The following is a 19211-nucleotide window of genomic DNA, read 5'->3' as shown; positions in this document are numbered from 1 at the left end:
GGACCGGACCGGTGGGGGGCGGCGGTCCTTGGCGTGGCGGGACCGGGTAGGGCCGCCCCTTGCGCAGGGCTCCGGTCAGTTCGTGACCGTGATGCGGAAGACCGGGTGGTCGGGAGCGATGCGGCGCAGGTCCTCGTCCGCGGAGTCCGGCCCGACGCCGTCGAAGAAGACCCCGACCTCCGCTTTCCAGCGCTTGAGGTAGGCCCGCAGCAGCGGGACCTTGTCGTCGTCGGCGACCTCGGTGGCGGTGAAGACGTCCACGGCCTTGCCGAGCCGCAGCTCGCCGCCGCCGGCCGCACGCATGTTGCGCGTCCACTGGACATGCCCTCGCGGGGCGAGCAGGTACTGCTGCCCGTCAACCGTCAGCAGGTTCACCGGAGTGGTCCGCCACTGTCCGCTCTTGCGTCCGCGCACCGCGAGGACCCGGGAACCCCAGATGCTGACGCCGCGCCGGGTGAGCCAGCTGACCGCCCGGTTGAAGACGTTGACGGTGAACCAGCCCGGCTTCTTGACGTGTGTGGACACGGTGACCCCCGTGATTTGGGAGAGCGGTGCTCTCGCTTGACTTCAGTGTGGGGGAGACAGGTGCTCCAGAGCAAGAGCGGTGCTCTCTTTTGTGTGCGCTGCTCTCGGTGCGTGGCACACTGCTGGCATGAGCACCGCACAGGGCGCCCGCGCACGGGCCAGGACGGAAGTCACGGCAGCCATCAAGGAAGAGGCGCGCAGACAGCTCGCGAAGGAAGGCGCGGCCAAGCTCTCCCTGCGGGCCGTCGCCCGCGAGCTGGGCATGGTCTCCTCGGCGCTCTACCGCTACTTCCCCAGCCGCGACGAGCTGCTCACCGCCCTGATCATCGACGCCTACGACTCCCTGGGCCGGGCCGCGGAGACGGCCCACGCGGCGGCCGCGGGCGCGGACCACGTGCGGCGCTGGACGGCCGTGTGCGAGGCGGTACGGGCATGGGCCCTCGCCCATCCGCACGAGTACGCGCTGATCTACGGATCTCCGGTGCCCGGCTACTTTGCCCCCGAGAGCACCGTCCCGGCCGCTTCGCGCGTCGGCCTGCTTCTCATCGGCATCGTCCGCGACGCCCACCAGGGGCCCGGCCTCGCGCCTCTGCCCCTGCCCGCCGAGTTGCGTCCCGAGGCCGAGCGGATGGCGGCGGACCTCGCACCCGACCTGCCTCCCGAGGCGGCCGTGGCGCTGGTGGCGGCCTGGTCCCAGCTGTTCGGGCTGGTCGGTTTCGAGCTGTTCGGGCAGTTCCACCGGGTGGTGGAGGACCCGGAGGCCTTCTTCCGGCATGCGGCGGCCCGGCTTGCCCAGGGCGTGGGGCTGGTCGGCGCCTGACGCGCGCGAGCGGGGCCCGGCTCCCGGCCGCACCTATGCACCGGGAATCAGGACGACCTTCCCGGTCACCGTGCCGGACTCGGCCAGCCGCATCGCCCCCGCGACCTCGGTGAGCGGCAGCCGGGCGGCGATCCGAGCGGTGACCTCGCCGCGCTGCAGGGCGTGGAACACCTGGGTGAGGTCGGCGCGCAGCCGGGTTCGGAAGCGGTCCTTGTTCAGGCCGCGCCCCGCCCAGACGTTGAAGAAGTATGCGTGGCGGCCGTTGGGCAGCGCGTTCCACCACCACACCCGGCCGAGGATCTTCAGAACGGGCCACTGCTTGGAGCCCGAGTCGTCCCGGGTCGTGGCGCTGCCGTAGGCGACGAGGGTTCCGCCGGGGGCGAGCAGCCGCCAGGAGTCGGTGACGCTGCGCCCGCCCAGGTGGTCGAAGACGGCGTCGACCCCCTCGGGAGCGAGTTCCCGGACCCGGGCCGGGACGTTCTCGGTGCGGTAGTCGACCGGGGTGACGCCCAGGTCCCGCAGGGCCTGGTGGTGGCGCACGGACGCCGTACCGATCACCTTGAGGCCGGCCGCCCGCGCGAGCTGGACCAGAACCGTGCCGACACCGCCGTTGGCGCCGTGGACCAGAACCGTTCCGCCGCTGCGCACCCGGGCCTTGCGGTGCAGCATCTGCCACGCGGTGATCCCGTTGACCACCAGTGTCTCGGCCTCCGCCGCGCCGATGCCGACGGGCACCTCCATCGCGTCGGCCGCGTCCAGCACCACATGGCTCGCCCAGCCGCCGACCTTGACCAGCGCCGCCACCCGCTTGCCGACGAGGTCCGGCGCAACGCCGGTGCCTGCCGTGAGAACCGTGCCGACCAGGTCGTAGCCCGGCACGAACGGGAAGGGCGGCTGGTCGTAGTAGCGGCCCCGGCGCATCTGCTGCTCGGCGAAGGACACCCCGGTGGCCTCCACCCGCACCACGACCTGTCCGGCACCGGGCAGCGGCACGTCCCGGTGCCGGAGCTGCAGCTCCTCCGGCTCGACCGTGCCCGGCAGGACGACCTCGACGAGTTTCGTGCTTTCCATGACGACCTCCGGGTGAAAGGGGGTTGGCGTGCGCCACTCTCGGCTAGAGAGCTTCGCTTGCGTTAGAAGTTATAACTAAAATGACCTCACCTAGCTTGAGTGTCAAGGCTTCGCGACGCTTTCCGTTATGCCCTCTCTCGACAGTGATAGGGTGAAACCGAGGAGCCGGTGAGGGGTGATGGCGATGGCGGCAGGCGCGGCGAGTCCCCGCGAGCGGTACCGCAGCCAGGTGCGGGCGGAGATCAAGGCGAAGGCCTGGAAGCAGATCGCCACCTCGGGCGCATCGGGGCTGTCCCTCAACGCCATCGCCAAGGAGCTGGGCATGAGCGGCCCGGCGCTCTACCGGTACTTCGGCGGCCGGGACGACCTGATCACCGAGCTCGTCCGGGACGCCTACCGCAGCCTCGCGGACACCTTCCGCGCCGCGGCCGACGCGGGCTCGGGGCTGTCCGGCCTGGCGCGGGCGATGCGCCGCTGGGCGCTGGAGGACCCCCAGCGCTACTTCCTCGTCTACGGCACACCGGTCCCCGGCTACCGCGCCCCGGCGGACACCACCGCTGTCGCCCAGGAGATCATGGCCGCCCTGCTGGACGTCTGCGCGGCCGAAGAGCCCCGGGCCGTCCCGCTCGACGCGATCGAGACCCACCTCGCGGACCATCGCGGCTGGGCGGGCGACCACCCCGCCCCGCCGCCCGTGCTGCGCCGGGCCCTGGCGTTCTGGACCCGCCTGCACGGGGTCCTCTCCCTGGAACTCGCCGGCCACTTCACGGGCATGGGGTTCGACCCGGAGCTGCTCTTCACCGTCGAGGCGCAGTCACTGGCGGACACCGACTGAGCTCATGGGCGGGCGTACTCCGCGGGGAGTATCCGTGATCACCTCGTCCGGCTGACGCCCGCGCGGCCGGGCGACGTCTACCGTGGCCTGCATGGAAGAGCAGCGCCCCCCATGGCACTGGTGGCGGCACGGCCCGCCGTGGTGGAGCGCGCCGGACGCGGCGGAGCCGCACCGGCCCCGGTGGCCCTGGCGATCCACCGTGCTGTTCACCGCGTTCGTGCTGATCGGCAGCCACTTCGCCGCGCAGGGCGAGCACCACCGCGTGCCTCTGGACGGCTACGCGCGTGTGCTGCTCGTCGTCGCCTGCGTCACGCTGCTCTGGCGCAATCGGTACCCGGTGGCCGTGGCCTTCGGCACCGCGACGGTGACCCTCGGCTACCTGGCCGCGGGCTACCCCTACGGCCCGGTCTTCCTCACCGTCGCCGTCAGTTGTCACAGCGCGGTCGTCGCCGGCCACCGGCGGGCCGCCCGGGCGTCCGTGGCCCTGTTGTGGGCCGGACACGCCGTGGTCGCCCTCTGGCTCTACCGCTGGCTGCCGCCTTCGGGCGACAACAGCGGGGGCCTCACCCAGGAGATCGTCATCGCCACCTGGCTGCTGGCCGTCGTCGCCCTGTCCGAACTGGCCCGGGTGCGGCGCGAACAGTGGGCCCGGGAGCGCGCCGACCGGGCGCAGGCGGCGCGGCGCCGAGCGGACGAGGAACGGCTGCGGATCGCCCGCGAGTTGCATGATGTCCTCGCGCACAGCATCTCCGTCATCAACGTCCAGGCCGGCATGGGGCTCGCGCTGCTCGACAGCGATCCGGAGCAGGCGCGGGCCGCGCTCGCCACCATCAAGGCCGCCAGCAAGGAGGCGCTCGGCGAAGTGCGCCAGGTCCTCGACACCCTGCGCGCCTCCGGAGACGCGCCCCGTGCCCCCGCTCCCGGCCTCGACCGGCTGCCCGAGCTGGTGGAGCAGGCGGCGGCGGCCGGACTGGCCGTCGACATCGAGGGTCCGCTGCCCCGGCTGCCGCCCGGCGCCGACCTCGCCGCCTTCCGTATCGTGCAGGAGGCGCTGACCAACGTCGTACGGCACTCCGGATCGCGGCACGCGCGCGTGCGGTTCGCCGACGACGGCGACGCACTGCGGCTGTGCATCGACGACGACGGTCCGGCCACCGGCGCCGACGCCGGGGGCAGCGGCAACGGCCTGGCCGGCATGCGGGAGCGGGCCGCCGCGCTCGGTGGCACCATCGAGGCGGGCCCGCGCCCCGACGGCGGCTTCCGGGTGCTCGCCGTACTGCCGTCGCAGCCCAGGGAGGACCAGTGATCCGGGTACTGCTCGCCGACGACCAGTCGCTCGTGCGGGCCGGTTTCCGCGCGTTGCTCGACGCGCAGCCGGACATCGCGGTGGCCGGGGAGGCGGCCGACGGCGAGCAGGCGCTGCGCCTGGTGCGTGAACTGCGCCCGGACGTCGTCCTGATGGACATCCGCATGCCCCAGCTGGACGGTCTCGCCGCGACCCGGCGCATCACCGGCGAAGCGGAGCTGCAGGACGTCAGGGTGGTCATGCTCACCACCTTCGAGCTGGACGAGTACGTCTTCGAGGCGATCCGCTCCGGCGCCTCCGGCTTCCTGGTGAAGGACACCGAACCGGACGAACTCCTGCGGGCGGTACGGGCGGTGGTCCAGGGCGACGCGTTGCTGTCACCGGGTGTCACCCGCCGGCTGATCGCGGAGTTCGCGGCCCGCTCCAAGGAGCCCGCGGCGGCGGACGCCCTGGCCCGGCTCACCGAACGGGAGCGGGAGGTGATGGCGCTGGTCGGCATCGGCCTGTCCAACGAGGAGATCGCCCGCCGCCTGGTGGTCAGCCCGCTGACGGCCAAGACCCACGTCAGCCGCACGATGGTGAAGCTGGGAGCGCGGGACCGCGCCCAACTCGTCGTGCTGGCCTATGAGTCGGGGTTGGTCAGACCCGGCTGGCTGGGCTGAACCGCCCGCTGGAAGCGGACCAGCACGCTGACCACCCGGACCACGAACACGACCGGTGCGACCGCCATGCCCAGCCACAGCAGGGCCTTGGACAGCAGGCGCGGCAGGTCGAAGAGCAGCGCGGGCCCGGCCACCGCCCCGAACAGCACCGCCGCCGCGAAGGCCGCGCTCACCAGCGCATAGCCGATCTCGACCGTCGCCGCGTCCTGTTGGGCCCTGCTGCGGCGTCCCCCGTATGCGTGCATCCCTCCAGCTTCACCGACGGGAGCCCGGCGGAGCAACCAGCCCCGCCGGGCTCGACAGCGCCCGAGGGCGCGGGGCTGTGCCGACATCCGGCTGCCGCCGCGTGGGCGCGAGTCGCGACGGACGCGCGCACGGCCGACGGCCCGCCCCCCCCGCGGAGCGCTCAGTCGCGGACCGGCACGCGTTCCGCTTCCGCCTCCTGCACGGTGGACCTGGCGACCACGAGGGACGGCTCGGTACGGCGGCTGCGCAGACCGGTGAGGGTGATCAGCAGGCCGGCCGCCGCGACGCCCGTGACGACGAGGAAGCCGGGCCGGTAGCTGTCGAGGACGGCCTGCGGGGTGGCGTGCGCGGGAGCGCCCGCGGTCACCACGGCCGTGACCACCGCCAGGAAGATCGCGCCGCCCACCTGCACCGAGGTGTTGAGCAGCCCGGAGACCATGCCCTGCTCGTGGTCCTCGACCCCGTTGGTGGCCTGGATGTTGAGCGACGGGAAGACCAGTGCGCAGGCCGCGCCGATCAGCAGCATGGACGGCAGGATCACGGCCGCGTACACCGGGTCGAGGTCGACGCGCAGGAACAGCGCGTAGCCGAGGACCATGAAGGCGAAGCCGGTCGCGATCAGCCGTGGCGTACCGAACCGGTCGACGATCGCACCCACCTTCGTGGAGGACACCGCCACCAGCGCGCCCGCCGGCAGGAAGGCGAGCGCGGTGTGCAGGGCCGACCAGCCGAGCAGCGACTGCATGTAAAGCGTCGTCAGGAACTGGAAGCCCACATACGAGCCGAAGAACGCGACCGCGCCGAGCTGGGCGCGGACCTGGCTGCCCGAACGCAGCACGCCCAGCCGGATCAGCGGGCTCGGTGAACGCCGCTCGACCAGCACGAAGGCGGTCAGCAGGAGCGCCACGGCGAGGAACGACAGCAGCGTGCGGGCCGAGGCCCAGCCGGCCTCGGGAGCCTGGACGACGGTGAAGACCAGCAGCAGCATCGACGCGGTGCCGAGGACGGCGCCCGGTATGTCGTAACCGTCGTGGTGCTCCTCGCGGGCGCTGCGCGGCAGCAGGCGCAGGCCGGCGAGGAGTGCCACGAGCGCGATCGGCGCGGGCAGCAGCATGGTGAAGCGCCAGCTGGCCTCGGTGAGCAGGCCCGAGAGCACCAGGCCCATCGAGAAGCCGGTGGCGGCGCAGGTGGTGTAGATGGAGAGGGCACGGTTGCGCAGCGGGCCCTCCGGGAACGTGGTGGTGATGATCGACAGACCGGCCGGTGCAGTGAAAGCCGCACTCAGGCCCTTGATGAAGCGGCTGGCGATCAGCAGCGGACCGGAGTCCACCAGCCCGCCGAGCAGCGAGGCCAGCGCGAAGACACCGAGGGCGACGAGGAACACCTGCCGCCGGCCGAGCAGGTCGGCGGTCCGGCCGCCGAGGAGGAGCAGGCCGCCGTAGCCCAGGATGTAGCCACTGACGATCCATTGCAGCGTCGATGTGGACAGATGCAGGTCGGAGCCGATGGACGGCAGGGCGACGCCGACCATCGACACGTCCAGCGCGTCCAGGAACATCGCCGCGCAGAGCACCAGCAGGGTGCCCCACAGCCGGGGAGTCCAGCGCACCGCAGAGGACGGGGGCGCGGGGGTGGTGAGCGGAGAGGTCATGCCGACGACACTGCATGCACATGCATTGAATGCAAACGCATTTAATGCCGACGCAATAAACTTGTTTCTCTGCTACGGTGCGCTCATGGCGTCCAACAGAGCTGAGCAGGCGCTCGTGGAACAGTGGCGCGACATCCTCGCGCTGCACGCGCACACCCAGTGCGAGCTGGACCGGGCGCTCGGCGGACACGGCCTGTGCGCCAGCGACTTCGAGGTTCTCGACCTGCTGGCCGAGGGCACGGCGGACGGCGGCTGCGCCTACCGCGTGCAGGAGATCTCCGAGCGCGTCCACCTCAGTCAGAGCGCGCTGTCCCGGCTGATCGGCCGCCTGGAGAAGGACGGCCTGGTCGAGCGCGCCATGTGCGCCGAGGACCGGCGCGGGGTGCGCGTGGCGCTCACGGCGAAGGGGCGCGCGCTGCACGGCGAGGTACGGCCGGTGCAGCGCGCGGTGCTGGCCCGGATGCTGGGCGACGCCGGCTGATCAGGCGTGCTGATCAGGCGTCAGATCCCGCCCTTCTCCCGCCAGAGCGCGGCGAGCGCCTGATCGCCGGACACAACCGGCACGGGCCTGCGGTTCCACAGGGCCAGGTACAACTCGTCGGCGGGCCCGGACAGTTCGGCCTCGGCGGCCCCGGTCTCCTCCCGCACGGCCACCGGCGGCTCGTCCGTGAGCCGTACGGTCCACACCGCATCCGTCCCCGCGCCCAGCGCCCGCACCCTCAGCAGGCGTGGCTCCGGCGTGCGCACGCGGCTCTTGGGCCGGGCGTGGAAGCCGCGCAGCAACTCGTCGATGCCGTCCACCGCGAAGTCCGGCGCGATCGGCGACGCCGTACCGCCGCGCGCGGCCTCGGCGTCGTAGCGGTGGACGGTCGTCTCGTGCGCCTGCCGGCGGGTCCAGAACGCCAGCGGTGAGGGGTTGGGCGCCGGATGGAACGTCCAGCACCGCACGTCCGCGGGCGCGGCGGCGAGGGTGTCGACCAGCAGACGGTGACTGTCCAGGTACCAGTCCACCAGTTCGGCGCCGTCGAGGTCCGGCGGGTCACCGAAGGGCCGCGGCTCCGGGTACGCCTCGGCGACGAAGGTCGCGGCCCAGCGGTGCACCGCGCCGGTGTGCCGCAGCAGGTCGCGCACCTGCCACTCCGGGCAGGTCGGCACCTTGGCATCGGTCCCCGCCGCGGCGGCGGCCGCCGCGAGCAGCCGGCCCTCCCGGTCGAGGGTCTGAAGGAAGTCGGCAGTGTTCATGGGGTGAGTGTGCCGGATGGCGCGCGCTCCATGACCGGCACCTTCGAGTCGGCCGACGGCCCGTCGTACGGCGCCGGGTGAGGCGTACGCGACGCGCTCGCGCTGAGGCGCGCCGGCATCCGGGGCCGCGCTGTGCGGTGGCGTGGCCGAGGGCCGGCCGACTGCGGCGTGCGGGTCGGTCGCGGACGCCGGCGTCCGGACGCCGGTGGTGCCGTGGCGTGACCGAGGACCCGCCCACCGCGATTCACGCGTCGCCGCCCGTGCTTTCCCTGCCGCGTCAGCCGCCTGTCCTTCGGCTTTCGCGTCAGCCGTGTCTTTTTCGGCTTGCGCGTCAGCCGCCGTGTCCTTTGGCTTCGGCGTCGCCGTGTGTCTTCCGGCTTGGGCGTCGGCGGCCTGTCTTTCGGCTTCGGCGTCGCCGTGTGTCTTCCGGCTTGCGCGTTGGCCGCCCCGTCCTTCGGCTTCCTCATCGCCGTGTGTCCTTTGGCTTCCGCGTCAGCCGCCGTCCCTCCGCTTCCGCGTCAGCCGCCGTCCCTCCGCTTCCGCGTCAGCCGCCCATGGCCCGCCGCGTGGACGCGCCGATGACCGCGGCGAGGGCCGCCAGTGCCGCGACGCTGGTGAGGGCGGTCGGGAGGGAGAACCAGTCGGCCATGAACCCGATCGCGGGCGGCCCGAGGAGCATGCCGCCGTAGCCCAGTGTCGAGGCGACGGCCACGCCGGACGGGCCGGTCAGCGCGCCGGCCCGTTCGACGGCGACCGGGAAGAGGTTGGCGAGGCCGAGCCCGGTGACGGCGAAACCGATCAGCGCGGCCCACACGGAGGGCGCGAGCGAGCCGAGCAGCATGCCCGCCGCCGCGACGGTGCCGCCGGCGATAACCGTACGGGCGCGGCCGAGTCGCGCCAGCAGGGTCGTGCCGGTCGCCCGGCCCACGGTCATGGCCAGCGCGAAACACGCGTACCCGGCCGCCGCCACGCCGGACGGCGCCGCGAGGTCCTGCTGGAGGTGGAGCGCGCCCCAGTCCGCCAGGGCGCCCTCGCCGTAGGCGGTGCACAGCGCGACCAGTCCGAAGACGACGACCAGCCCCCGGCCACCGGTTCGGTGCGGCATGGCGCGGTCCGGTGCCGCCCCCGGTGAGGCAGGCCGGTCCGCCGGCGCCGGCGGCTCCTGCCGCAACAGGCTGCGTCCGGCGACGGCCGTGACGAGCAGCCCGATCAGGGTGAGGCCGAGCAGATGCCGGGTGGGGGAGAGCGCACCGGCGACCAGTCCGCCGAGACCGGCGCCGATCATGCCGCCGAGGCTGAACGCGGCGTGGAACGTGGGCATGATCGGCCGCCGCAATGCGGCCACCAGGTCGACGGCGGCGCTGTTGAAGGCGACGTTGACGCCGCCGTAGGCGGCGCCGAAGAGGAGGAGTACCGCGCCCAGGGCGGGTGCCGAGTGGGTCAGCGGGGGCAGGCTGACGCTGACGGAGAGCAGGACTGCGCAGACCACGGTGACCGGATGGCTGCCGTAGCGGCGGCAGAGACGCCCGATGAGCGTCATGGTGACGACGGCACCGGCGGAGACACCGAGCAGGGCGAGCCCCAGGTCGCCGGCGGAGGCGTCGGTCTGCTGCTTGATGGCAGGGATACGGACGACCCAGCCCGCGAAGACGAAGCCGTCGAGGGCGAAGAACGCGGTGAGCGCGACGCGGAGGCGGACGAGGTCATGGCTGTCACCCGGCACCACGATGTGCGAACGGGTTTTGTTTAGTTGCGGCACAAACTCAGGTTAGGCGGGTGCGCGGGGTTGAGGCAAGAGGGGTGCCGCTGGGGGCGGGCTGCCCCGGATGCCGCGCCGAGCTGCCGGAGTTCGTGCGCTCCTGGACGGGCCGATACGGCCTTGAGGTGCACCTGGTTGTGCTTTCCCGTGGCGACGGCGGCGTCAACACGGTGCACCGGCATGCCCCGTTGCGGGTGTTCCCGCGGTCTGCGGGCCTGTCCCGCCGCCGGATACAGGTCGGTTAATGCTTACGCACGAGCTGGTTGCCGAGGGGTGAGCGGTCCATGATGGCCCCATGACGTTGGCCTCGCGCGCGCTCGCGCAACTGGCGACCTGGCCCGACCTGAGGCAGGCGGTCCCGAGCTGTGGCCTGGGACAGGCGGTGAGTTCGGCCCAGGGCGAGATCGCCCACTTCCACTCGGACCGTGATGTCGATCTGCGGCTGACCGACCGGGCCGTCCGCCGGTTCGCCAAGGACTTCAAGGGCTCGGGGGCGATCAGGATCGTGCCCGGCTCGCAGTGGGTGACCCTGCGCCTCGACGCCGCGAGCGACGTCGACCTGCTGCTGACCCTGGTGAGCGTGGCGCTCCAGGCCCAGCAGGCCTGGCCCGACCCGGCCGACCGGCCGCTGTTCGGCTGCAACGACCAGCGGGGCGCGGGATTCGTGAAGACCGACCTCGGCGCCTTCTGAGGTCGCCGGCCGTCACACCGCCAGGACCCGGATGCCCGCTTCCTCGAAGCGCCGTACCGTGTCCTGCTCCACCGCCGTGTCCGTCACGAGCGTGTCCACCAGTTCCGCCCCGCAGATGCGGGCGAACGCCCGCTGGCCCAGCTTGCTGGAGTCCGCGGCGACCACCACCCGCTCGGCGCGTTCGCACATCAGCCGGTTGATCGCCGCCTCCGCCTCGTCATGGGCCGCCGCGCCGTGCGTGACGTCGAAGGCGACGACACCCAGCACCGCCATGTCGAGCGTGATCTGCCCGAGCACCCTGTCGGCGAGCGGGCCGATGAGTTCGTACGACTGCGGGCGTGCCACCCCGCCCGTCACCACGATCTTGAACTGGGGCCGCACGGCAAGCTCGTTGGCGATGTTGAGCGCGTTGGTGACGATGGTCAGCGCGGGTGAGGCGCTGGACAGATCGCCGCGTACGGCCAGGGCGCGGGCCACCTCCGTGGTGGTCGTACCGCCGGTCAGACCCACCGCCTCGCCCGGTGCCAGCAGATCGGCCACGGCCTTGGCGATGCGCTGCTTCTCCGAGGCGCGGCGGGCCGTCTTGTAGCGCAGCGGGAGTTCGTACGACACCCCGTGCACCACCGCTCCGCCCCGGGTGCGCACCAGCATCTGCTGCTCGGCGAGCTGGTCGAAGTCCCGGCGGATCGTCGCCGCCGACACCTCCAGCTCGGCCGCCGCCTCCTCGACCTCCAGCCGGCCGCGCTCCACGAGCAGGTCCAGCAGCGCCTTCCAGCGGGCGTCCCGGGACATCGGCAGCCTCCGTTCTGAAGTGTTCCCGGTGACCCTAGCGCACCTCGTTCTCCGCTCGAATGCTTGATTGTGCTTGAAAGCTCGCTATATCTTGCAGGAAAAATCAGATAGGGGGAGGGTGTGAGCATGACGCATGTCGAGAACGAGCTGAACAGCCAGCCCGAGTGCTGGATGCGGGCGGCCGAGGAGGCAGGGCGGTACCGGGACGCGCTGCCGGGGCCGGGGGAGCGGATCGCGATCGTGGGGTGCGGGACCTCGTACTTCATGGCGCAGGCGGTGGCCGGCCTGCGGGAGGGCGCCGGCCAGGGCGAGACCGACGCGTTCGCGGCCTCCGAGTTCCCGCACGGGCGGTCGTACGACCGGGTGGTGGTCCTCACCCGCTCCGGCACCACCACCGAAGTGCTGGAACTGCTGGGTGAGTTGAGCGGCAGGACACGCACCACGGCCGTCACCGGCGATCCGGACACCCCGGTCGCGAGCAGCGCCGACGACCTCGTGGTGCTGGACTTCGCCGACGAACGCTCCGTCGTCCAGACCCGGTTCGCCACCACCGCCCTCACCCTCCTGCGCGCCCATCTCGGCCTGCACACCGACTCCGTCGTCGCCGACGCGCGCACGGCCCTCGCCACTCCTCTTCCCGAAGGACTGGTCGCCTGCACCCAGTTCACCTTCCTCGGGCGCGGCTGGACCGTCGGGCTGGCCCACGAGGCCGGGCTGAAGATGCGTGAGGCCTCGCTGTCCTGGACCGAGACCTACCCGGCGATGGAGTACCGGCACGGCCCGATCAGCATCACCACCGCGGGCACGGCCACCTGGATGCTCGGCGAGGCACCCGAGGGGCTCGCGGAACAGGTCCGGGCCACCGGCGGGTCGTGGATCGACGGCGGCCTCGACCCGCTCGCCGAACTCGTCCGCGTCCAGCGGCTCGCGGTCGCCGTCGCCGCCGCCCGCGGCCTCGACCCCGACCAGCCGCGTCATCTCACCCGCTCGGTGATCCTCGCCCCCTGAGCTCCGACCCGCGCCCCGGAAGGACACCTCACGTGCCCCTCACGTCCACCGGCGAGCTGGTCACCGCCGCCGCCGAAACCCGCTCCGCCGTCGCCGCGTTCAACATCATCACCCTGGAGCACGTCGAGGCCGTCATCGCCGGCGCCGAGTCGGCCGGCGCGCCCGTCGTCCTCCAGGTCAGCGAGAACGCCGTCAAGTTCCGCTACGGGCGGCTGCTGCCGCTGGCCCGGGCTGCCGTGGCCGCCGCCGAACGCGCCGCCGTCCCCGTCGCTCTGCACCTGGACCATGTGCAGAGCGACCACCTGCTGCGCCAGGCACCCGATGCCGGGTTCAGCTCGGTGATGTACGACGCGGCCCGGCTGCCGTACGCCGACAACCTCTCCGCGACCCGCGCCGCCGCCGACTGGGCGCATGCCCAAGGGCTGTGGATCGAGGCCGAGCTGGGTCAGGTGGGCGGCAAGGACGGCAGGCCGCCGCTGGACGCCCATGCACCGGGCGCCCGCACCGATCCTCACCAGGCGTGCGACTTCGTGGCCGGCACCGGCGTCGACGCGCTCGCCGTCGCCATCGGCAGCGTGCACGCGATGACCACCCGCACCGCCGCCCTCGACAACGGCCTGCTCAAACGGCTGTCCGCCGCGCTGTCCGTCCCGCTCGTCCTGCACGGTTCCTCGGGCGTACCGGACGACGGTCTGGTCGCGGCGGTCGCCGGCGGCATCGCCAAGGTCAACGTCGGCACGGCGCTGAACATGGCCATGACCGGCGCGATTCGCGACTTCCTCGCGGCGAATCCCGAGGCGGTCGACTCCCGTAAGTACCTGAGCGTGGGGCGGGAGGCGATGGCCCAGGAGGTGCGCCGGATCATCGGGGTTCTGGCCGGCTAGAGCACCCCGAAGGGCGTCTTCGGCAAAGCCGAGAACTCGGGGGAGCGACCAGCCGCGACGACGCCGCGGACGATCGACGCGCTCAGCCCTTCCTGACCGCCCTCAGCACCACGAACTTCGGGTCGGAGGCGACCAGTTCACAGGTGCCGAACAACCGCCTCAGCTTCACGTGGTACCCCAGGTGCCGGTTCCCGATCACCCACAGCTCACCGCCCGGCCGAAGCGAGCGCAGCGCCCCCGTGAACATGCGCCACGCCGTCGCGTCGCTCGTCGCCTGGTGGGAGTGGAACGGCGGGTTGTTCAGCACCAGGTCCACACTGCCCGGCGCCACCCCGGCCAGCCCGTCCCCGACCCGGAACTCCGCATGCCCGGGCACCCCGTTCGCCTTGTACGTCGCCTCCGCCGAGGCCACCGCCTGGAACGACTCGTCCACGAACAGCACTTCGGCCGTCGGGTCCGCCAGCGCCACCGCCGTACCGACGACACCGTTGCCGCAGCCGAGGTCCACCACGCGGCCCGCGCCCGGTCCGGGCAGATGCCGCAGGAAGAACCGGGTGCCGATGTCGAGCCGGTCGGCGCAGAACACGCCCGCGTGGTTGACGACCGTACGCCCGGAGACCGCCCCGATGCCATCCGGGAGCGCGTAGCTGTACGGCCACGGGTTCTCGGGCCGGGCCTGCGCCGGGTCCGGCGTGCAGAAGATCAGCCGGGCCTTCTGCCGGGCCAGTGAGGTCCGGGTCGGCCCGAGGATCCGCTCGAACAGCTGGAGCGTGGAGGTGTGGATCTCCTTCACCATGCCGGTGCCGACGACCACCGTGTCCGCGTGCACGGCGGGCGCCAGCCGCAGCAGTTGGTCCTCCAGCAGCGCCAGGCTCTTCGGCACCCGCACCAGCAGCACGTCCACCCGCTCCGGCGGTGGATCCTGGGTGGTCAGCAGCCGTACGGCACCGGGCTCGACACCGGCCCGCGCCAGGTTCGCCCGGGTCGCCTCCTGGCTCAGGAAGGAGTCGGTGATCTGCGTCGGCCGGTGCTCCGCGAGCGCCGTGACCAGCGCACCCCAGCGGTCCCCGAGCACCACGACCGAGCCCGTGAGCGGCACCCCCTCCTCCGCCAGGTGCCGCAGCAGGTACGCGTCGGAGGCGTCCCAGGCGCGCAGCCGGTCGCGGGGATCCTCGGGGAAGCGGGACAGCTCGATCTCGCCCCACGGTGTCGTCATACGGTTGCTCATCGTGCCTCCCAGGCTAGCCGAGCCGCAGCTCAGGAGTGGTGGGGCAGGATGGGGGTGTGGACGTGGAGCTGTTTCCCAGGGAGCGCGCGGAGGTCGCGCCGGGCGCCGTGCACGTCCCGGACTGGCTGGCCGCCGACCGGCAGCGCGAGCTGCTCGCCGCCTGCCGCGCATGGGCGCGGCCACCGGCCGGCCTGCGTACCGTCCGCACCCCGGGCGGCAGCACGATGACCGCCCGGCAGGTCTGCCTGGGCTGGCACTGGGGTCCCGTACGCCGGTGCCCGAACTGCGGTCGGGCGGTGCGGCACAATCCCGAGTGCCCCGGTCGGCACTGGTACCCGTACGCCTATGCCCGCACGGTCGTCGACGGCGACGGCGCCCCCGTGAAACCGTTCCCGGCCTGGCTCGGCGAGCTGGGCCGGCGCGCCGCCGTCACCGCCCTCGGCCCGCAGGAGCCGTACCTGTACGACATCGCACTGATCAACTTCTACGACGGCGACGCCCGCATGGGCATGCACCGCGACAGCGACGAGAAGGCGGACGCGCCGGTGGTGTCCCTCAGCCTCGGCGACACCTGCGTCTTCCGCTTCGGCAACACCGGGACCCCCACCAAGCCCTACACGGACGTCGAGCTGCGCAGCGGGGACCTGTTCGTCTTCGGCGGTCCCTCCCGGCTCGCCTACCACGGAGTACCGCGCGTACACCCGGGCACGGCCCCGCCAGGGCTCGGTCTGGCCGGACGGCTGAACATCACCCTGCGGGTCAGCGGCCTGTAGGACCTGTCCGGCGGATGCAGGGCCGGTCCGGCGGACCGTGTCCCGGACGCGGGGACCTGCACGCCCTCCTGCGTCTTGCATCAGGCCGCACCAGCGGGACAGGCCCAGCCGGTGGCGCCGGCCACTCCGGGTGCGGATCATGGGAGACTCGCCCTCATGAGCGGCAAGGCGGATCCCCGGACAGCGGGGGAGAGGACCACCTCGAGAGCGCGGTTGGACCGGGGGCGCGGTGCGCTCGGACCCGCGCTGGAGCTGGTGCACACCGGACGGGCACCGACCCGGGCCGTGCTCACCGCGGAACTCGGGGTCACCCGGGCGACGGCGGGGGCGGTGGCCGCCGAGCTGGAGGCGCTCGGGCTGATCCGGGTGGACGCCCGGCCGGGCGCCGCGGCCGGCTCCCAGGGCCGCCCCTCGCACCGGCTGGAGGTCGCCGAGGACGGCCCGGTGGCCCTCGCCGCACAGGTGCACGCCGACGGCTTCCGGGCCGCGCTGGTCGGACTCGGCGGGCGGATCGTGGCGACCGCGCCCGGCTGCGAGACCGTCGACGCCGACCCGGCGAAGGTGCTCGGCTCGGTCGTCGAAGCGGGCGCGGAACTGCTGCGCACGACGGGCCGCCGCTGCGTCGGCGCCGGACTCGCCGTGCCGTCCGCCGTGGCCGAACCGGACGGCCTCGCCCTCAACCCCCTGCACCTGGCCTGGCCCGTCGGCGCCCCGGTCCGCCGGACCTTCGCGGAGTGCGTCCGCGCCGCGGGCATCACCGGCCCGGCCTTCGCGGGCAACGACGTCAACCTCGCCGCGCTCGCCGAACACCGGCACGGCGCCGGGCGGGGCGCCAGGGACCTGCTGTGCGTGGCCACCGGTCACCGGGGCGTCGGCGGTGCGCTGGTGCTGGACGGCCGCCTGCACACCGGCAGTTCGGGTCTGGCCCTGGAGGTCGGTCACCTCACCGTCAACCCCGAGGGCCGGCCCTGCCACTGCGGCAGCCGCGGCTGTCTGGACGTCGAGGCAGACCCGCTGGCCCTCCTCGTCGAGGCCGGCCGCGAGCCGGGCCCCGAGGTGTCCCTGCTCCAGCAGGCCGACGACCTGCTGCGCACCCAGTACGCCGACCCGGCCGTCCGTGCCGCTGCCGAGGCCCTGATCGACCGGCTGGGCCTGGGCCTGGCCGGCCTGGTCAACATCCTCAACCCCGACCGCATCATCCTCGGCGGCCTCCACCGCACCCTCCTGGACGCCGACCCCGGCCGGCTGCGCGCGGTCGTCGCCGACCGCAGCCTGTGGGGCCAGAGCGGCGGCGTACCGATCCTGCCCTGCACGCTCGACCACAACAGCCTCGTCGGCGCGGCCGAACTGGCCTGGCAGCCCGTGCTCGACGACCCGCTGGGGGCGCTGCGGTGACCGCTTCCCCCGTGGAGATCCTGCCCGCCGGGCGCATCCGCCTGGTCGAGACGGCCCTGCCCGAGCTGTCGGGGCGCCACCGCTCGGCGATGGACCGCGCGTGGGAGGAGGCCGTACGAGCCAACCCGGCCCTGTTCGACGGCCCGGTGGCCGCGCTGACCGGACTCGAACGTGACGGTGCCGACGGCCTGGTGCTGTCCTGGGCACGGGCCACCTACCGGTACCGGGCCCTGCGCCAGGTGCCCGACGCTCCCGCGTACGCGTCCCTGTTCGTGTCCGTGGCACAGCCGGCCGACGACGGACGCCTGACGGTGGGCCGGATGGCACCCTCGACCGCGGCTCCCGGCCGCTGGCAGCTGCCCGGCGGCACCATGGAACCACCCGACCACGGCGCCGAGCTGGACCTCATGACGCTACGGGCGCACGCGGCCCGCGAACTGGCCGAGGAGACCGGCTCCGACACCCCCGCCGACGCCCTGACGCCATGGCTGACCACCCTCGGCGGGCGCGGCAACGTCGGCGTCATGTTCACCGCCCCGCCGCGCCCCGCAGAGGAGTTGTACGACCGGTACGCGGAGCTGGTGAAGACGGAGACCGCCCAGGGCCGCGACCCCGAGTTCGACCGGATCGAGCTGCTCGGTTCGACCGCCGACCTGGAGTCGCTGGACGGACCGCACGTCGACTATCTGCGACCGGTACTCGGCGCCTACACGCACGCCTGAGAGACGCGCCGTCCAGGGGCGCGGGGAACTGCGCGACAGGCCACGGCGACCCGCAGCCGCCGAACGGCACAACCACGCAGGTGCTCAGGCGAGGACCGTCACGGCCAGTCGACCGCGAACGCCCGACCGGGATGCTCGGTGAGCATCCGCTCCACCAGCTCCGCGCCCAACTCCACCTGGAGTCGCGCCCGAGCCCTGCGCAGCAGATACGGCATGCCGGGCCCGCCGTCGACCGAGCGGGCGCCGGCGACCACGGTGTCGCCGCCGAGCAGCAGCCGGTCGCCGAAGCCGGCCTCCGCCAGGGCCCGTACCGCCTCCGGCATCCGCCAGTCGGTGGCATGGTGGGCGCGGGAAGGTCCGTCGAAGGCCAGCCAGCAGCCCGACGCGGCGGCCTGGCGCTGCACCACCGGGTCGGGGGAGCGGTTCAGATGGCCGAGGATCACCCGCTCGCCGGGCACGCCCAACTCGCCGCACAGCAGGTCGAGCACGTCCAGTGCACCGGTGCCCAGCTCCAGGTGCACGGCGATCGGTGCGCCGGTGGCATGGTGCGCCTCGGCCGCCGCCGTCATGGTCCAGCGGGCGTGCGCGTCGAGGGCGTGGAAGCCGCCCGCCACCTTGATCAGACCGGCGCGCACCCCGGTCGTGCCGATGCCGTCGGTCAGCTCGGACACGAACAGCTCGGCAAGGCCGGTACCGCGCAGCCCGCCGAGCAACTCGGCGTCGTAGTGCGCGGCTTGGTGCAGTCCCGTGGCGCACACCAGCCGCACACCGGTGGCCCGGGACAGCTGGGCGAGCTCCGCCGTCCGCCGGCCCATCCCGTACGGCGTCCACTGGACGACCGCCGCACCGCCCGCCGCCCGGAACGCGGCCAGCTCGGCCCGCGCCGCCGCCACATCGTCCAGCTCCTGCCCGGGCAACTGGGCGCTGCGCAGGAAGAGATGGTCGTGCGCGTCGCACACGCCCAGCTCCCCGGGCGGGATGTCGCCGAGGACCGTGCGGACCCGGTTCACCACTGCCGACCGCGCGGGAGCCGGTCCCGGCCGGGTGCGGACAGGTGCAGCACCTGGAAGAGGTCGCCGTCGGCCTTGGGCGTGTCGTGCTCCCAGAGCGAGAAGTGCACCAGCTCCCAGGCCCGGGTGTCGACGGCGGCCGCCGCCAGCACCGCGCCGTCCTCCGCCGCCAGCCGCCCGGTCTCGGCCGCCGCGTCCGCCATGAAGGCCGCCAACTCCACGCCCTCCGGCACCGGTTGGCGTCGGCGCACGGCGTATGAGGGCGCGGAACCGGTGGCGGATCCCTCCTCGAACGCCAGGCCGGTCCACTGTCGTATCGCAGGCCGCCCGAAGTCGTCGACGGGCCCCTGGAAGGCCCCTCCCCACAGGAAGCGGTTCATGCCCTCCATCGTGTTCCAGAGGTAGAACGGCCCGTACTGGTTCACCGGCGAGCCGTGCACCCCGCGTTCGCGCAGAACATACGTCTTGATGCCGAGACCGTCCCAGTCGTCCAGCAGAGGGGCGACACGGGCGACGCGCGAGCGGATGACGCCCATGTCGAAGTCCGCGGGCAGGGTGAACTCGTACTGCATGGCGTGCATGTACAGGATC

Annotated in this window: 21 protein-coding genes; 11 read left to right on the top strand and 10 right to left on the bottom strand. The window is 73.1% G+C overall.

Annotated elements, in window-relative coordinates; all coding sequences use genetic code 11:
* Positions 1 to 75 precede the first annotated feature (75 nt).
* Entirely contained in the window at positions 76 to 525 is a 450-nt protein-coding gene (locus tag ACIGXP_RS02045; protein WP_363219328.1) for a nitroreductase family deazaflavin-dependent oxidoreductase, read from the bottom strand.
* Between the two features lie 127 nt (positions 526 to 652).
* Here ACIGXP_RS02045 and ACIGXP_RS02040 point away from each other — a divergent pair, with 127 nt between their 5' ends.
* Complete coding sequence (locus ACIGXP_RS02040; protein WP_399763003.1) at positions 653 to 1345, top strand: TetR/AcrR family transcriptional regulator; 693 nt, start codon at positions 653 to 655, stop codon at positions 1343 to 1345.
* 33 nt (positions 1346 to 1378) lie between these two features.
* Here the strand turns inward: ACIGXP_RS02040 and ACIGXP_RS02035 are convergent, their stop codons facing one another.
* Positions 1379 to 2416: a medium chain dehydrogenase/reductase family protein gene (locus ACIGXP_RS02035; protein ID WP_399763002.1), complete on the bottom strand. Its 1038-nt coding sequence runs from the start codon at positions 2414 to 2416 to the stop codon at positions 1379 to 1381.
* 184 nt (positions 2417 to 2600) lie between these two features.
* Here ACIGXP_RS02035 and ACIGXP_RS02030 point away from each other — a divergent pair, with 184 nt between their 5' ends.
* The 3 genes from ACIGXP_RS02030 to ACIGXP_RS02020 all read left to right on the top strand — a co-directional run bounded on the left by ACIGXP_RS02030 (position 2601) and on the right by ACIGXP_RS02020 (position 5219).
* Positions 2601 to 3251, top strand: coding sequence for a TetR/AcrR family transcriptional regulator (locus ACIGXP_RS02030; RefSeq protein ID WP_399763536.1), 651 nt, complete (start codon positions 2601 to 2603; stop codon positions 3249 to 3251).
* Between the two features lie 91 nt (positions 3252 to 3342).
* Complete coding sequence (locus ACIGXP_RS02025; RefSeq protein ID WP_399763000.1) at positions 3343 to 4557, top strand: sensor histidine kinase; 1215 nt, start codon at positions 3343 to 3345, stop codon at positions 4555 to 4557.
* Positions 4554 to 5219 (top strand): response regulator transcription factor, encoded by a 666-nt coding sequence (locus ACIGXP_RS02020; RefSeq protein ID WP_363219323.1) that lies wholly within the window; start codon positions 4554 to 4556, stop codon positions 5217 to 5219. Before ACIGXP_RS02025 ends, ACIGXP_RS02020 begins: the two co-directional genes overlap by 4 nt.
* On the opposite strand, the gene ACIGXP_RS02015 is transcribed toward ACIGXP_RS02020, so the two are convergent.
* Entirely contained in the window at positions 5180 to 5464 is a 285-nt protein-coding gene (locus tag ACIGXP_RS02015) for a DUF6332 family protein (RefSeq protein ID WP_399762998.1), read from the bottom strand. The genes ACIGXP_RS02020 and ACIGXP_RS02015 overlap by 40 nt on opposite strands.
* 161 nt (positions 5465 to 5625) lie before the next feature.
* Complete coding sequence (locus tag ACIGXP_RS02010; RefSeq protein ID WP_363219321.1) at positions 5626 to 7116, bottom strand: MFS transporter; 1491 nt, start codon at positions 7114 to 7116, stop codon at positions 5626 to 5628.
* 85 nt (positions 7117 to 7201) lie between these two features.
* Here ACIGXP_RS02010 and ACIGXP_RS02005 point away from each other — a divergent pair, with 85 nt between their 5' ends.
* Entirely contained in the window at positions 7202 to 7597 is a 396-nt protein-coding gene (locus ACIGXP_RS02005; protein WP_363219320.1) for a MarR family transcriptional regulator, read from the top strand.
* Between the two features lie 20 nt (positions 7598 to 7617).
* On the opposite strand, the gene ACIGXP_RS02000 is transcribed toward ACIGXP_RS02005, so the two are convergent.
* Positions 7618 to 8358 carry a maleylpyruvate isomerase family mycothiol-dependent enzyme gene (locus ACIGXP_RS02000; protein ID WP_399762995.1) on the bottom strand — a complete coding sequence of 247 codons (741 nt, stop codon included), beginning with the start codon at positions 8356 to 8358 and terminating at the stop codon, positions 7618 to 7620.
* 544 nt (positions 8359 to 8902) lie between these two features.
* The gene (locus ACIGXP_RS01995) at positions 8903 to 10081 is read right to left on the bottom strand and encodes an MFS transporter (protein WP_363219332.1); all 1179 of its coding nucleotides are present in this window, start codon (positions 10079 to 10081) and stop codon (positions 8903 to 8905) included.
* 331 nt (positions 10082 to 10412) lie between these two features.
* On the opposite strand from ACIGXP_RS01995, the gene ACIGXP_RS01990 reads away from it, so the two are divergent.
* Positions 10413 to 10808 carry a luciferase family protein gene (locus ACIGXP_RS01990; RefSeq protein WP_363219318.1) on the top strand — a complete coding sequence of 132 codons (396 nt, stop codon included), beginning with the start codon at positions 10413 to 10415 and terminating at the stop codon, positions 10806 to 10808.
* A gap of 12 nt (positions 10809 to 10820) precedes the next feature.
* Here ACIGXP_RS01990 and ACIGXP_RS01985 read toward each other — a convergent pair whose 3' ends face one another.
* Complete coding sequence (locus tag ACIGXP_RS01985; RefSeq protein WP_399762993.1) at positions 10821 to 11600, bottom strand: DeoR/GlpR family DNA-binding transcription regulator; 780 nt, start codon at positions 11598 to 11600, stop codon at positions 10821 to 10823.
* 126 nt (positions 11601 to 11726) lie between these two features.
* Here ACIGXP_RS01985 and ACIGXP_RS01980 point away from each other — a divergent pair, with 126 nt between their 5' ends.
* Both ACIGXP_RS01980 and ACIGXP_RS01975 read left to right on the top strand, forming a co-directional pair.
* Positions 11727 to 12608 carry an SIS domain-containing protein gene (locus tag ACIGXP_RS01980; RefSeq protein WP_399762991.1) on the top strand — a complete coding sequence of 294 codons (882 nt, stop codon included), beginning with the start codon at positions 11727 to 11729 and terminating at the stop codon, positions 12606 to 12608.
* Between the two features lie 32 nt (positions 12609 to 12640).
* Positions 12641 to 13492 (top strand): ketose-bisphosphate aldolase, encoded by an 852-nt coding sequence (locus ACIGXP_RS01975; protein ID WP_399762989.1) that lies wholly within the window; start codon positions 12641 to 12643, stop codon positions 13490 to 13492.
* An 82-nt stretch (positions 13493 to 13574) separates the two neighbouring features.
* On the opposite strand, the gene ACIGXP_RS01970 is transcribed toward ACIGXP_RS01975, so the two are convergent.
* A complete protein-coding gene (locus ACIGXP_RS01970) occupies positions 13575 to 14708 on the bottom strand; it encodes a methyltransferase (RefSeq protein WP_399763532.1) in 1134 nt (377 codons plus the stop codon).
* A gap of 68 nt (positions 14709 to 14776) precedes the next feature.
* On the opposite strand from ACIGXP_RS01970, the gene ACIGXP_RS01965 reads away from it, so the two are divergent.
* The 3 genes from ACIGXP_RS01965 to ACIGXP_RS01955 all read left to right on the top strand — a co-directional run bounded on the left by ACIGXP_RS01965 (position 14777) and on the right by ACIGXP_RS01955 (position 17610).
* Positions 14777 to 15493, top strand: coding sequence for an alpha-ketoglutarate-dependent dioxygenase AlkB (locus ACIGXP_RS01965; protein WP_363219906.1), 717 nt, complete (start codon positions 14777 to 14779; stop codon positions 15491 to 15493).
* 156 nt (positions 15494 to 15649) lie between these two features.
* Positions 15650 to 16888 carry an ROK family protein gene (locus ACIGXP_RS01960; protein WP_363219905.1) on the top strand — a complete coding sequence of 413 codons (1239 nt, stop codon included), beginning with the start codon at positions 15650 to 15652 and terminating at the stop codon, positions 16886 to 16888.
* Positions 16885 to 17610, top strand: coding sequence for an NUDIX hydrolase (locus ACIGXP_RS01955; protein ID WP_399762986.1), 726 nt, complete (start codon positions 16885 to 16887; stop codon positions 17608 to 17610). Before ACIGXP_RS01960 ends, ACIGXP_RS01955 begins: the two co-directional genes overlap by 4 nt.
* 98 nt (positions 17611 to 17708) lie before the next feature.
* On the opposite strand, the gene ACIGXP_RS01950 is transcribed toward ACIGXP_RS01955, so the two are convergent.
* The gene (locus tag ACIGXP_RS01950; protein ID WP_399762984.1) at positions 17709 to 18620 is read right to left on the bottom strand and encodes a phosphotriesterase; all 912 of its coding nucleotides are present in this window, start codon (positions 18618 to 18620) and stop codon (positions 17709 to 17711) included.
* Positions 18617 to 19201: a DUF4865 family protein gene (locus tag ACIGXP_RS01945; RefSeq protein WP_399762982.1), complete on the bottom strand. Its 585-nt coding sequence runs from the start codon at positions 19199 to 19201 to the stop codon at positions 18617 to 18619. Before ACIGXP_RS01945 ends, ACIGXP_RS01950 begins: the two co-directional genes overlap by 4 nt.
* Positions 19202 to 19211: the final 10 nt, after the last annotated feature.

This window comes from Streptomyces sp. NPDC053069 (assembly GCF_044546895.1).
Lineage (GTDB): Bacteria > Actinomycetota > Actinomycetes > Streptomycetales > Streptomycetaceae > Streptomyces.
The sequence above is the reverse complement of the archived record's forward strand: the minus strand, read 5'-3'. Positions and strand labels throughout refer to the sequence as shown.

Bases quoted from the DNA above. Each gene is read 5' to 3' on its own strand.
- ACIGXP_RS02040 (WP_399763003.1), top strand. From the start codon at position 653: ATGAGCACCGCACAGGGCGCCCGCGCACGGGCCAGGACGGAAGTCACG.
- ACIGXP_RS02035 (WP_399763002.1), bottom strand. From the start codon at position 2,416: ATGGAAAGCACGAAACTCGTCGAGGTCGTCCTGCCGGGCACGGTCGAG.
- ACIGXP_RS02030 (WP_399763536.1), top strand. From the start codon at position 2,601: ATGGCGGCAGGCGCGGCGAGTCCCCGCGAGCGGTACCGCAGCCAGGTG.
- ACIGXP_RS02025 (WP_399763000.1), top strand. From the start codon at position 3,343: ATGGAAGAGCAGCGCCCCCCATGGCACTGGTGGCGGCACGGCCCGCCG.
- ACIGXP_RS02015 (WP_399762998.1), bottom strand. From the start codon at position 5,464: ATGCACGCATACGGGGGACGCCGCAGCAGGGCCCAACAGGACGCGGCG.
- ACIGXP_RS02010 (WP_363219321.1), bottom strand. From the start codon at position 7,116: ATGACCTCTCCGCTCACCACCCCCGCGCCCCCGTCCTCTGCGGTGCGC.
- ACIGXP_RS02005 (WP_363219320.1), top strand. From the start codon at position 7,202: ATGGCGTCCAACAGAGCTGAGCAGGCGCTCGTGGAACAGTGGCGCGAC.
- ACIGXP_RS02000 (WP_399762995.1), bottom strand. From the start codon at position 8,358: ATGAACACTGCCGACTTCCTTCAGACCCTCGACCGGGAGGGCCGGCTG.
- ACIGXP_RS01990 (WP_363219318.1), top strand. From the start codon at position 10,413: ATGACGTTGGCCTCGCGCGCGCTCGCGCAACTGGCGACCTGGCCCGAC.
- ACIGXP_RS01985 (WP_399762993.1), bottom strand. From the start codon at position 11,600: ATGTCCCGGGACGCCCGCTGGAAGGCGCTGCTGGACCTGCTCGTGGAG.
- ACIGXP_RS01980 (WP_399762991.1), top strand. From the start codon at position 11,727: ATGACGCATGTCGAGAACGAGCTGAACAGCCAGCCCGAGTGCTGGATG.
- ACIGXP_RS01970 (WP_399763532.1), bottom strand. From the start codon at position 14,708: ATGACGACACCGTGGGGCGAGATCGAGCTGTCCCGCTTCCCCGAGGAT.
- ACIGXP_RS01960 (WP_363219905.1), top strand. From the start codon at position 15,650: ATGAGCGGCAAGGCGGATCCCCGGACAGCGGGGGAGAGGACCACCTCG.
- ACIGXP_RS01945 (WP_399762982.1), bottom strand. From the start codon at position 19,201: ATGCACGCCATGCAGTACGAGTTCACCCTGCCCGCGGACTTCGACATG.